Origin of the sequence: Telmatobacter bradus, from assembly GCF_048629425.1 — a bacterium.
Taxonomy (GTDB): domain Bacteria; phylum Acidobacteriota; class Terriglobia; order Terriglobales; family Acidobacteriaceae; genus Telmatobacter; species Telmatobacter bradus.
On record NZ_CP184532.1, the window covers coordinates 1,988,321 to 2,001,409 of the forward strand.

The window sequence follows — 13,089 nt, forward strand, 5'->3', positions numbered from 1 at the left end:
GAGACAAAGACAGCTAGGGGCTGTTGACGTTCTCCATCCACTTGAGGAACGTCAACAGACCCTAGCTGACATCTGTACGGCTAAGCGGGACTGAGCCTTCAATGCGCAAGCAGTATGGCATCTGCGCTGCAGTTGCACTCGCTTCCGTGGGTAGAGTAACTACAAGGGCCTCGTGAGTCTGAACGAACTTCAGTGAGGATTCCAGACCGAGCAGCGTCACTCGTTCCACCTTGGCCTTTTCTGCGGCAAGGGAAGTGATGCGCACCTGTTGCTGCGTGCGTTGGTAGCCAAAGGCATAGAGCGCCCTGGGTCCCACGGTGAAGCGGAAATCAGCTTCCGTCGGAGCGAGGGCAGCGCGGCGTGCGAGCTTCGGTCCTGGCTGGTCCGTTGATCCGCCCTTCCAGTCTCCCGGAGCTTCTTTCGGCATCATCGGACCTTCGCCAAAACGGGTCCATGCGCATGTGCCGTAGATCGCTTCTCCATGGATGCGCAGCCAATCGCCGATGGCAAGCAGCGAACGTTGTTGCTCCTCGGGAATCATGCCATCGCCGCGCGGAGAAATGTTCAACAGCAGGTTGCCGCCGGTGCTTGCCGTCTCGAATAACTCCCGAATAACACTCTGCGCCGTGCGCACCGTCATGCCGTCGGTGTATCCCCACGTGCTGCCGATTGCATCATCAACCTGCCATCCGGCGGCGGGATAAATCCACTTGGGTGCGCGCGTTTGTTTTTCAAAGTCCTGCACCGTGCCGAAGAGATACGCCACATCCTTGGTGGCAAGCGTCGCCTGTTTGCCCCACTGCGCCGCACGGTTGTAGTAGTAGGCTGCCGCGCGCAGTTTCACGTCGTCATAACTGCGCGGATTGACACCGTTGTCGAAGTAGATCATCTGCGGCTGGTACTTATCTATCTGCTCCTGCACCCGTGCCAGCCAATCTTCTTGAAAGGGCTTCGATGCGTTCCCCTCATTCATTTCGCCTGGAATGGGTGGGCCGTAGAAACCAGCGTAGCGCGGATCGAACTGATCATTCGGAACGCCCGTGGCCGGATAGGCGAAGTCGTGGTGCTCCATGCGATGGTTGGAAAGACCAAAGATCAGATTGCGCTGACGAATTGCAGCTGCAAGCTCTCCAATCAGGTCCCGCTTGGGCCCCATCTTGCCTGCGCACCAAGGCGTCAAATCCGAATCCCACATCGCAAAGCCGTCGTGGTGCTCCGCCACAGGAATCACATAGCGTGCGCCGGATTGCGCGAAGAGGTCGGCCCAGGCATGCGGGTCAAATTTTTCTGCCTTGAAGAGCGGAATGAAGTCTTTGTACCCAAATTGATTGGGCGGGCCGTAGTGCTTCGTGTGCCACTCCACGTCGGTCGTATACATGTGGCGGATGTACCACTCGTTGACGTGCGCCGGAATGGAGTACAAACCCCAGTGAATAAAAAATTCCGAACTTGGCCTGATTGAACCACTCCGGCACACGATATTGATCGCGCAGAGACTCCCATGAAGGCGAGAACGGACCGGACGGCAGTGGCTTGGGGATTGCGTAGACGTCCGCAGAACCCATGGGCGCACCCGTCTGGGCGTGCAGTGCGCCAGCCAGAGCAGTGCTGACGATGGTACTTCCCGTGGCGATGCAGGCCGAATGCAGAAAATCACGTCGCGAAAGCGTCATTACTCACCGAAACCATTTCTATGGAGAAACAGAATTTTACCACTTGCAGCGTACGTTCAGGAATGCTGCGTATGCAGAGGAACGTCAACAGCCCTTAGAGCAGTTCTCCAGTAGGCGTAGTCCTATTTTTGATTTGCTCAGAATCCTGCGTTGGTATACTCTTTAACTGCGACTCATCGTGTCGGAGTTAACGTGTCTTTCATCAGCAACGGTGTGGAATACGCATTGCACTGTCTTCTCTACCTTGTTGCCCCGGAGGGTGAAAGAGTGGAGGCGAACGTGCGCGATCTGGCTCTTTTGCAGGGCGTTTCTGTGGAGTATTTGGCCAAAATCTTCACTCGGCTCTCCAAAGCCGGTTTGGTTACCGCTGCCGAAGGTGCGCGGGGCGGATATGCTCTGGCAAGAACTGCGGAAGAGATCAGCTTTCTTGATGTTGTCCATGCCATCGACGGGCCGAAAGAACTTTTCGAATGTCGCGAAATCCGTTCGCGCTGTGCCGTGTTTGGCTCGGAAGCGCCTGCCTGGGCAATCTCCGGCAGGTGTTCCATTCATACCGTGATGCTGATGGCAGAGGACCGCATGCGCATGGAACTTGCTGAGCATTCTTTGGCGGAACTTGCCGGGCAGGTTGCAAAGAAGGCACCGACCGACTTTGCTTTGCAGATCGGGAGTTGGTTCGATGATCGCAAGCCAACGCGCAGGGGCAACTAGATTGCTTCTCCAGAAGCTATTCAACACAGGCCGTGCTGCCAAGTTGATTTTTCTTCAAAAAAGCAGTGTTACTCCCGAGGGGGATGATTTTTGAAAGGAATAAACCATGAAACAACGTTTTGATTTGACCGAGGTAGCGGCTGCTGGATACAAAGCCCTGCTGGGCGTTCACGGCTATGTTCAAAAGAGCGGACTCGACTTGGGCCTGCTGGAACTGGTCAAGATACGGGCCTCACAGATCAACGGATGCGCCTTTTGTTTGGCCATGCATGCACCCCTGGCACGTCAGCATGGTGTCAGCGAGGACCAGTTGAACCTGTTGGTTGCCTGGCGTGAAGCCCCAGTCTTCAGCCCTCGTGAACGGGCAGCGCTGGCCTGGACCGAGAGCATGACGCTTTTGAAAGATGGCGACGTTCCAGACTCCATCTATGAGCCGCTTTGCCAGCAGTTTTCCACCAAAGAGATTGCAGACCTCTCGTTTGCCGTTGCTGAAATCAATGCCTGGAATCGCCTGATGGTTTGCTCGCGGACTCCTCCAGTAGTAGCCGCCATTTAACGTTGACAGGAGTCCATCCAGGAAACTCCGCGCGTGAGCCGCCAAACTCACATCAAGCTCGCATCAAGGAGAAACTGGATGGACCGATTTGAGCGTTTATAGCAAATATAGCCGTGTGCTGTATCTAAGAGATCGAGACCAGTGACCATCTCTACTGTTTCTTCCTGTCCTGATATTCGCTCGCAATCGATTTTTCAAGAAGCTCGTTGGGGGTGATTGTTTGCGTCCCCTCCAGTAGTTGCGACTGCATCCATTCGAGCATCTTTCCGTTGGTGCTGACCTTCTCACTGTACTCTTTGCTGTCGTGATACTCGACAATCTGTGCGATGCCCGATGAGGCGTCTTCGATCTGCTTGCGAACTGCATCTGGAATGGCCAGATTGAAGAGATTTTCCTGCAAACGGAGCTGTCTTCCCTTCAATTGCGGTATCAATCGCACGGGATCAAACGGTGCAACTTTGGCCAGAAATTCCGGCTTCAGGTAATTGGACCTTTCCTTTTCGGGGATCTGCGGTGATTTGAGCAGCCAGTCGGGCCAGTCTCCCCAGGGGTCCATCACGTCTACTGATTGGATGCGTGGATCGATGGTCGCCGCAAGAAGAGCAATCGTTCCGCCGGAACCCTGTCCAAAGATGCCCACGCGGTTCATGTCGAGGTCGCCGCGCGTTGCAAGATAATTGAGGACCATCTGTGTGTCATGAACAGACGTAGCAAGAGATTCCTGAAGCTCGCTGATGAACCATTCCTTCATCGGACGGTCGTGGTATCGCTGCCCTGTAAGTGCGGAAACGAAGCCAACCGCAGCGAAGCCGTGCCTGACAACGTTTTGGCACCAGGCATCGTTGCGGAATTTGTCAGCATCGGTGGGGTAACCATAGAGAAAAAGAACCACGGGCGGTTTGGCAACATCCTTCGGACGAATCACGTAAAGGTCAATGGGGTCGTTCAGCCGCCATTGCACACTCAGCAACTCGCGCGTGAAGGTGGGCAACGTATCCTTTTCACCAATCATCGCCGGAAGTGCATGAAGGCTATTTCCTGCGAGCGGAAGAACATCCCAGTGTTCTACGGTTTGTGAAGGAACAGACGCCGGTGTCGTCTTGGCGGAGTCGGATGCGACCTCTCCGGATGAGGGATGAGGAGCTGGCTGCTGGCTCCATGCCGTCAATGAAATGCCAGGTAAAAGAAACAGAGCCAGAAGCATATTCATGGTTCTGCCATCGGTCTTCCATGCTTTTTCCATCGTCAGAGTCTTCATAGAGAGTCCCCTACAAAACCAGAGGCAAGCGGATGGCATGGGAATGCCGTCCGCTTGCGATGCGTTATTCAATCGTTACCGTCAAGGGAACCGTTGCGGTGACTGCGCCGCTTCCCGAGGGTGTTGTCCCGTTTCCACTGATGGTGATGGTTTGGGTACCGGTGGCCGCGGCTGTATTCATTGATCCGCCGCACGACGTAATTGCGAGCATTCCTGCGCCAAACATGAGCAGAGCGCACAGACTCCAGATCATGCTGATCTTGCTAACCCGCTTGCGCGCGAAGACAAGGAATAATCCGGTAAGCGCACCTGGAATCATCAGACCTGCCAGACGCAAATTGGATTTTTGCGATGAGTTGGCGCCGACCACCGTGGTGGCCGCCGTGTTGATGGTGATGGTTCCCTGTTGTGCATACTCGTAGCTTGTGGTGCCGCTGCTGGAAGTTACTGTTGTGTAGCCAGTAAAGGTGTAAGTAGAGGGGCTGACGGTACAGCTTACATTGGCGGGTAATGTGCCGCAAGTCAGCGTAATTGTTCCCTGGTATCCGTTCGAGGGTGTGATGGTGATTGTCGATTGCCCGCTCAATCCTCGTTGAATGGTGAGCGAGGATGGGTTCGCTGTAATCGCATAGGTGCCCGGCTGCGTCACTGTCAGCGTGCCGTTGACCGGGGCGAAGTAATAGTTCGTCGAAGTCATTGCACTTGTATCGACCACAATCGAGTAAGTCCCCGGCAAGGAAGTTTGGGTTGCTGTTGTGGTTAGTGTGGGCAAGCCCGCAAGCACCGAAGGAATGTCGATGTCGCCATTTTGAAAGCCTCCAACTGCGCCGGAAGTTGATGTGCCAACTGTGTACAAGAGGGTCGGATTCGTCGCGCCCTCTTCCCGTGTGTAGCTGGTGGCAGTTATATCCAGTGGCGCCTGAGCGATGGTGAAGCTTAAAACGATTGGTGTCGCAGCTGCATAATCTGTGGTGCCTGCCTGGGTCAGCGTGATGGTTGCCGTACCGACCCCCGTGGCATTCCATTCAAGCGTGTAGTCCTTGGAACTGGGATAGGTTACGCTTTGGATGGCGGTCAGCGGTCCGGTGGTGGTTCCGGTAACCGGAAGTCCCGAGCTGGCGGTAGCCGTGATGGTTGGGTCATTGCCGTACTGCACGTTCGTCAGCGATGATACATAGCTGATCGTCTGGCTGGCCTTGGTGATGGTAATGTGGCCTGAAACAAAGTTGGTAAAGGTGTAATTTGCGGCTATTGCCGAGGGCGCGGCCAACGTCCCTTGTGCTACCGAAAGGGTGTAGCTTCCAGGGTCTGAGGTGCTGGTGGCGCTGGTGGTGTATGCGGGGCTGCCGCTCACCGTCGGCGTACTGTCGGTGTTCACCCAGCCTGTGATGGTTGGCGAGTCGGAGGCAAGAGCCGCTGTGATGTTTGTTCCGTAGGAGTAAGTTGGCGAAGGCGCGGTCACGGTCAGGGGCGCGGGATTCACGATCAGCGTATAGGTCACCGCGGAAGAGGCTGCATAGGTGCAGCTACCATTCTGGATCGCCTGGACATTGATGGTTCCGGCGCCAGTGATGGTGAGCGTTGAACCGGAGACCGTTCCCGGCCCGCTGAGCAGGGTCCAGGTCACCGCACCTCCCGAACCAGATGTCGCGCTGAGTGGCACGGAGGTGGTTTTTCCGTAGGTGACCGTGGAAGGCAGGGACGAAGACAAAGTAACACTTTGCGTCGTGGTACCGGTCACGGTGAGTGTTCCGGCAACGAAGTTGGGAAAGTCGTAGTTTGTCGAGGTCAGTGTGCCAAGCGAGGGTGTGATGGGATACGAAACACCGCAGGAGGCGGCGGAGGTAGCGGTGGTGCTGAAGGTAGGAGCGCCAGAGTAAGCCGAAGCCGTATCTCCGTTCACAAGGCCGCTGATCGTTGCGGAGAAGCCAGTTGAAAAATTGAAAGTTGCAAGCTGCGTCGGGGTCAGATTCACGTTATTGGCAGTGACCGTCAGCGGTGCCTGATCGGCGGTGATCGTCTGGGTGACGTCCTCGGCTGCGGTGGTAGGTGCGTAATAGGTAGTTGTGCCGGAAGCCGATGTGACCGAGCCGCCAGCCTGTTCGGCGGTGACGGCGATGCTGCCGAGTCCTGTGACCGTCAGCGTGGAGCCGGAGACGCTGCCACTCGCTGTCGGAGAGACAGTGTAGCTTGCGACAAGACCGGAGTTGGCGGTAGCGCCCAAGGTAATCTGGCTTCCATAGGTTACCGGGCTGGTGAGCGAGGGAAAGGTGATTTCCTGTGCCGTCGCCGCCGCCACCTGCCAGACCACGTCGTTGCCGTCCGTGATGTAGAGATTGCTTTGCGTGGAATCGAAGGCAATCGATGTTGGATGATAGAGTATTGCACTGGTAGCTGCGGTTCCGTCGGCGGTCGGGGTGGTGGGCTTCGCGGTTGGAGAAAGAGGCGTGTCCACTCCGGTGATCGTTGAGATATATCCCGAGGTGTCGATTTTGCGGATGGCGTTATCGCCACGATCGGCGATGTACACATTGCCCGCCGAATCGGCAAGCATATTGTAAGGTGTTTTGAAGGTGGCGGCGGTTGCGAGTCCGCCGTCGCCGCAACCTGCTGCGGTGCAAGCGGTAAACCCTCCGCTCTGCTTGAAAGTTCCCGCGACCACATAGATGTCGCCGATTGTGGGGGTGGTAAATCCTGCGGCGGCCAACACCGGAGGAACGGCTCCGTTTACTTCGCCCACGTAAAGGATGCGAACCAAATCCTGGTAATAGTCCGTAATATAAATATTCCCTACGGAATCGATAAATAGAGAATATGGCTCAGCAAAGGTCGTGGTTGTTGCTGGACCGTATTGTGCACAAGGGAGTGAAGTTGTGGCGAGGCAATAACTTTGTACCTTGCCGGCGACGACATAGATGTCGCCTTGTTCCGGAGTTACACCTTCAGCAGTCAGTGCCGGAGGAGCAGCCGTCGCATTCGATGTGTAGATAACATAGACCGCATAGTTATAGGAGTCTGCAATGTAGACATTTCCGTAGGAATCGGTCTTGACATCGAAAATACCACTACTCAGCTTGATGCTGGTAGGCGATGCACCGTTAATCGTGGAGTTTCCATTGGCGGCGGTATAGCTGCTCGCTGTGCCCGTGCCCGCAATAACGTTGTAGGTCGCTGTAGCGTGGTCAATCTCGCTAACCTTATAGCAATTTGTATCCGCGATATACAGGTTGTCGCTGCCATCGAACCACATTCCGGAAATGGACTTGAATTTAGCCGCAGCCGCGGTTATACCCGAGGCGGAGCAATTACCACTACTATTTGTTCCAGTAACCAAATAGACATCTCCCGCGATGGGCGTCACGGGCGTGCTGGCGTTCGTGGTAACAGCGGCCAGAATGGGAGGAATCGTTCCTCCCGCGTAGACCATCCCCACGACCTCGTTCTGTGCAGCGAAGAACACATCTCCCTCGCTGTCCACGGCAACGACGCTGGAACCGCCGATGCCTCCGGATGTGGGCAAAGAGCCGCTGGTGAGGGTGAAGGAAGCCGAGCCGTTTCCGGCAAATTGATTGATGGCTCCGGGAAAGAAGCCCGAAGGAGCATCGGTTTGGGCTGCGGCATCGCCAACCAATCCGAGCAGTAACAGCACAAAGAGCAACCAGATACGGTTGCTCGTGAAACACCGAAGACAGATCAAAGCATTGCTAGTTGATTTCATGGAGCCTTCCTGAAGTTAGAATCAAAGACACTTTTTTCTTATAAAAGTTCCCATCAGGCGGCCCGAAGGCCTCCTGATGGGAGATGCGTTGTAGCTTCCTGTTTTACTCAGATTTCAATGATTGGTGCTCTGCGTGTAGCCGGGGGGTGTGAGCGAAGCACCAGTGCTGTTGACGACGATAGTTCCGCCTACATCGCCGCCAGCTTCCGTGTTCTCGCCTGTTGAATCCACGCCGCCCAGGGTGAGCGAGGGGAGTGTGTAGGAAGAAAGGCCACTCGCGCAGCTGACGGAGGCGCCAACCGGGCCGTCATTGGCAGTGATGCTGATGGTGTTGGGGGTGGTTGTGATGGTGCTGGGTACGTAGTGTTCACGGTAGACCGCCAGACCGGGCTCATCCGTTGCGTTACTTGAACTTGCGCATACCGGGGTGAAGGGAACGAAGTCCGGAATGGTTGAGTTGACCAGCGTTTGTGCTTCGGAGACAAGTGTCTGTGCATTTGCTTCGCCGGTGCTGTCGGTAATCAGGCGATAAACCGACCACGCCGGATAGCTGCCGTCGCGCAGGTGCGGGAAGGAGCTGCCGCCGCTAATCGGGCAGTTGAGGTATCCGGCAGACGTGCTGCAGGTTGGCAGCGCGCCCGCGGAGTAGCTGGAGTTGATGGGGTCTACCCCACCGAGGGTCAGGTAGTGATAGGGGTAGCTGCTGCTTGGGGCGGTCGATTCATAGCTGAAGAAGGCATAACCGACCGCGTTGGCGACGGCTGAACCGCCCCCTTGCAAGCCGCTGCTCACATTTTCCCCACCCTGTGTGGCCTTGACTTCGTCGCCGGTGCCAATGGCGCGATAGCGATAGCCGTTACCCGCCGTACACTTCTGTTGCAGCGGGTTGATGCCGGTGTTCGTGGAGGCCCCTGGGGCTGCATTGCCGTCGTTGATATTGTTTTCCTGGTCGTAGGCAGACCAGAACACGGAGTACTGCACGGTATTCATGGTTCCGGAAAGTGGTTCGCGAAGAATGGGGTTGAGCGGCGTACCGGATGTGAGTCCGAGCATGCTGCTATCGCAATTGGTGCCGCTGAAGAGTTCGCCGGCGTTGGCGGTGGTGATGTTGGTTGCGGAGGCCGTGACATTGCCGGTGGAGGCATTGGCCAGGAAGACAATTGGAGCCGCGCCAATGGGAATCGTGACGGAAGTGGGAACCGCATCGCCACTGAAGGGATCGGTGCCGGAGAGAGTAAAGGAGACCGGATTTGCGGTGCTGGGGCTGGAGCCGAAGGCGCTCTCGATTCCGTAGCCGATCAGGTACTGGCCGGTATGGCCAGAACGCGTATCGGCGACAGAGCCGTAGCCGAGTGTGTTGAGGGCGCGGTTCGTGGCGAATAGCGCGTCTTCGGGACGGATGTCAGTATTGGCAGCCGTGATAGCCGTACCTTTCAGCGCGCTATAGACTGTGGAAGTAAGCGCCGTGTCCGCTGTGCTATCGCTCCAATACAGGTAATTTGAAGTCGAACTTACCGGCAAAGAGGATAGGGTAGCAAGACCCAGAGTTGCGCGGGGGGTGGCTTGGAATGCGCGCACGCCAACCGTAGAGTCGACGCTGAGGTATGCCCAGATGCCGTTTGAACTCCAGACTACCCAGAGGTTGCCGGGCTCGTTGGCGATGCTTGAGCTGCGGGAATCTCCGAGATAGGCATAGCAGGTAGTGGAGCCAGAGGCACAGCTTCCGGATTTTACGGTGTAGTGATACGCGGTTGCACTGTTGGCCGTGGCCAGCGCATAAGCTGCAACTGCGAAGGGACCAAATTGTGCGGAGGATCCCGCAGTGAGTACCTGCAGAGTTTGCGCAGGCAGAACTGTCGCCAAAGCCGCCGTTGCCGCGAGTGCCAAGACTCGGGTGATTCCTTTCGTGAATCTCATGAGGACATCTCCATTTTGGTGTAACAGCGTTGAGGTTGCTCCCATTTGAAGAGGGGGAGTGAATTCATGGAACGGCGTCTCAGTCTGTTTAGGCTGCTACGCTGTTCGATGAATTAGGACACTAGCAACGCATCTTTCACATGTATGCGAGATGAGCAGTTGTCGTGACAAGCTCGTTCGAAATTCCTGGAACCTGAGTATGCGTCTTGCTATGGCGGTTCCTCTATGCTGAGTGAGAAAGTAGCCCCGCGGAAACCATGAAATCATTAAATCGAGATGAACTTCGCGTCAATTACAGTTGAAATAATTGAAGGTAAACAGTTCGTTAATCTGAGAGAGATGGAGCGTTTTTTCGGCGGGTATATAAAAGAGGCGCAATGCATCTGGTTAATCCACGCGAGAGCTCCAAGGCGACGCTTGATAGCGCGTTCGCTGCCAAATACCCATGGCTACTGCAGTGGGCAATGTACTTTGTGCAAAATGATCGCGCTGCCGCAGAAGATCTGGTTCAGGATACTTTCTTGCGAATTCTCAGCCTTCGCGATGAAGTGTCGAATCTGGAGGACATTGAGCCTCTGCTCTATACGCACCTGCGATTTGCTTATTTGACAGAGCGTCGACGAGGCTTGAGCCATACCTTTCTTGGTTTGGGCGCAGTCGATTTCGACACGTTTGCAATCAGCTTGCGTAGATCGATTTCGACGTCGTTCGATCAAATTGAATCTCAGAACGAATTACGCAAGATCCTCATCTTCTTTTTATGGCGAAGGCGTTCAGCAAAGTTTGCAAGCATCTTCCTCCTCCGCTTCTTTCATGGCTTTTCCCCGGAGGAAATTGCTTCCATTTGCCTGATTTCCAGGCACTCTGTTGATCTTGCCCTGGGGTATGCGAGGGAAGAATTGAAGACATATCTTGTCGATCCTTCCAAGCTGCACGTACTACGCCGTGGATCAGCGCCAGAATACAAACCTCTCAAAGTTGCAGTTCCTTCAGGCGATTTTGCAAATTTTCTTATGCAAAGTATTTTCGACTCATCGTGCGGTCTTTGCCCGGGGAACGCAACGCTTGAGCGCTACTATCAAACTCTGAATTTGCGGCCACTGGAAAGCGATCTTCTGGCACATATCGTGAGCTGTAAAGTTTGCCTCTACAAAGTCATTAGGTTGTGTGGGGCACCGCCGCCCCCCGGTCGTTTGATGGAGGACTCTTTGAAGCCAACCCGCACTACGGGAAAATCGAAGCGGTCAGACTCATCGGATAAAGATGCTTTTGAACGAATCTTTGCCGGTGCGCAAGAAAGAGTGCGCGAGGTTTTCGAGCATCGCCCATCGGGACTGGTCATTGCACTGAATGCCGAGGTTGTAGCGGTGCGTAACATCGGTTCCTCCTGCGCAATTCTCAAGGTGGAAACCCGTTCCATCGAAAATGTCGACATGATTGAGGTCTTCAGCGAACAAGGGATGTTGATGCTCTCGCTTGAAATCCTCCATCGGCCGCCTCAAGCCCCGCCGGAACTACGACGTGAGATTGCATTAAGTGATGACAGAATATTGACAGTCGCTGTCCGATTTACGGCGGATGGAGCCGTGATTGAGGCAATCTACATCGATCCTCATTTCGTCACCGTTTCCAAGAAAGACGAAGAATTTGATGACCTGCATTCTGTTTCCATGTTCGGAGCGGATGACGTAGAAGCAGGGCGAGAAGAAACGAAGAATGGTTTCATTGCTGGAGCCGTACAGCCAAATGCAGCGAGGGCGTGGTGGAATAGTTTGGCCCATGGGATGACCTCGTTACTGCAAACCAAACCGTTTGTGCCGATCACTGCCGCGGTTTTGGTCCTGGCTAGCAGCACCCTGTTGTGGGTGGCAGATAGTCATCAAAGGGATCAGCTCCGCGCCCTGACTCTCATCAACGAAAGTGTAAGTTCAGAAAGAAATCAACGCATTGCACATGGTCCGGGAGCTGTCCATCAGAGGGTAACGATTCATTTCGCGGGGCGTGCTTTACAACGGGAGATCTATCGTGACATCGATGGCCGCCGTCGTCCAAAGGCACAGCCTGCCGACAAGGATGAGCGCCTGCTAAAAGCAAAGCTGGAAGAGGCTGGCCTTGACTGGAATGATCCACTGTCGTCTGCCAGCTTCCAGGCATGGCATGATCATGCGATTGGCGAACGCGACCGCATTGAGAAGACGGAAAGCAACCTGCTGACTGTTACCACTACAACAACTGTGGGACCAGTGCTGAGTGAATCGTTGACCGTGAGGTTGAGCGATCTTCACCCTGTCGCGAGGTCTCTGCGCTTCCGTGACCAGCGCAATGTTGAAATTGCAGAGCTCTCCTATGATGTAGTGCCGTGGGGACCGGTAAGTGAGGGCTGGTTTGAACAAGAGGCGAGTGCGCTAAGCTCCAGTCGCCCGCGTTCATTCTCTCTTCCGCAATTGTCCGGCCCGGCGCACCCAAGCGAGTCCGACATTGACATCGCCAGATTGGGTGTCTTGCTGGCGCTGCAAGAATTGCATGCGGATACCGAGAGGTTGCAAATTTCTCAAACAGAAAGCGGAATCAGTGTAACCGGTATTGTCGAAGACCAAAGACGCAAGCAAGAAATTTCCGATCGGTTACGGATGATACCAAACGTAACTGCGGAGATTCTCAGCTACCGGGATTTTGCATCAAAGCCGGGAAACGCGCGGGGGGAATCGACGATCAAGGCCATGTCGGTTGTGGATGGGGAAAGCCCGCTGGATAGTTATTGTGAAAGTCAGCGGGTATTGCGAGACCGCTGTCAGCAATTTGCCTTTTTGCTTCTGAGTTCTTCGGCAACTTTGGTCCGTGAAAACAACCGCCTTGGCGATCTACAGCATCAATATCCTTCCACCAAGCCTTTGTCACCAGCAGCGCGTGTTCTGCTGAATGAACTCATGCGCCAACACATCAATCATCTCGCCAGCGCAGTTAAGGATCAGGAAGATATATTTCCGGCCTTGGGCATAGGTCGCCCGCGCGGTGCGGATATGTCTGCAAGCGATCCAGCAGCTATGGAGGATGCTGTGCAGCATAATCTTCTCCTCGCAAAAGAGCTTGTCTATGCGGGAGATGAACACTCAAGATCCGCGCCGCTTATTCTTCACGACCTGGTAGTGTCCACCACAGAGGTACGCACTGCCATCTCCCGTATACCTGTACCCGCTACAGATCACGCAATTATCTCCTCCAGCACTTTAACGCCCCATCACAACTAGGCAGGGAC

Annotated in this window: 7 protein-coding genes; 3 read left to right on the forward strand and 4 right to left on the reverse strand. The window is 55.0% G+C overall.

Annotated elements, in window-relative coordinates; all coding sequences use genetic code 11:
• Positions 1–61: 61 nt before the first annotated feature.
• On the reverse strand, positions 62–1,657 hold the full coding sequence (locus ACOBR2_RS08500; protein ID WP_420239593.1) for an alpha-L-fucosidase: 1,596 nt from the start codon (positions 1,655–1,657) through the stop codon (positions 62–64).
• Positions 1,658–1,886: 229 nt separating this feature from the next.
• Between ACOBR2_RS08500 and ACOBR2_RS08505 the strand changes: the two genes are divergently transcribed.
• Together ACOBR2_RS08505 and ACOBR2_RS08510 are read left to right on the forward strand one after the other, a co-directional pair.
• Entirely contained in the window at positions 1,887–2,384 is a 498-nt protein-coding gene (locus ACOBR2_RS08505) for an RrF2 family transcriptional regulator (RefSeq protein WP_420239996.1), read from the forward strand.
• A 106-nt stretch (positions 2,385–2,490) separates the two neighbouring features.
• On the forward strand, positions 2,491–2,940 hold the full coding sequence (locus ACOBR2_RS08510) for a carboxymuconolactone decarboxylase family protein (RefSeq protein ID WP_420239594.1): 450 nt from the start codon (positions 2,491–2,493) through the stop codon (positions 2,938–2,940).
• A 151-nt stretch (positions 2,941–3,091) separates the two neighbouring features.
• On the opposite strand, the gene ACOBR2_RS08515 is transcribed toward ACOBR2_RS08510, so the two are convergent.
• The 3 genes from ACOBR2_RS08515 to ACOBR2_RS08525 form a co-directional block, all read right to left on the reverse strand.
• Positions 3,092–4,198 (reverse strand): alpha/beta hydrolase family protein, encoded by a 1,107-nt coding sequence (locus ACOBR2_RS08515; RefSeq protein WP_420239595.1) that lies wholly within the window; start codon positions 4,196–4,198, stop codon positions 3,092–3,094.
• Positions 4,199–4,262: 64 nt separating this feature from the next.
• Positions 4,263–7,916 carry an MBG domain-containing protein gene (locus ACOBR2_RS08520; protein WP_420239596.1) on the reverse strand — a complete coding sequence of 1,218 codons (3,654 nt, stop codon included), beginning with the start codon at positions 7,914–7,916 and terminating at the stop codon, positions 4,263–4,265.
• A gap of 114 nt (positions 7,917–8,030) precedes the next feature.
• On the reverse strand, positions 8,031–9,833 hold the full coding sequence (locus ACOBR2_RS08525; protein ID WP_420239597.1) for a hypothetical protein: 1,803 nt from the start codon (positions 9,831–9,833) through the stop codon (positions 8,031–8,033).
• Positions 9,834–10,210: 377 nt separating this feature from the next.
• Here ACOBR2_RS08525 and ACOBR2_RS08530 point away from each other — a divergent pair, with 377 nt between their 5' ends.
• A complete protein-coding gene (locus ACOBR2_RS08530; protein ID WP_420239598.1) occupies positions 10,211–13,081 on the forward strand; it encodes an RNA polymerase sigma factor in 2,871 nt (956 codons plus the stop codon).
• The last annotated feature ends 8 nt before the right edge of the window (positions 13,082–13,089 follow it).

Bases quoted from the DNA above. Each gene is read 5' to 3' on its own strand.
- ACOBR2_RS08515 (WP_420239595.1), bottom strand. From the start codon at position 4,198: ATGAAGACTCTGACGATGGAAAAAGCATGGAAGACCGATGGCAGAACC.
- ACOBR2_RS08510 (WP_420239594.1), top strand. From the start codon at position 2,491: ATGAAACAACGTTTTGATTTGACCGAGGTAGCGGCTGCTGGATACAAA.
- ACOBR2_RS08520 (WP_420239596.1), bottom strand. From the start codon at position 7,916: ATGAAATCAACTAGCAATGCTTTGATCTGTCTTCGGTGTTTCACGAGC.
- ACOBR2_RS08525 (WP_420239597.1), bottom strand. From the start codon at position 9,833: ATGAGATTCACGAAAGGAATCACCCGAGTCTTGGCACTCGCGGCAACG.
- ACOBR2_RS08530 (WP_420239598.1), top strand. From the start codon at position 10,211: ATGCATCTGGTTAATCCACGCGAGAGCTCCAAGGCGACGCTTGATAGC.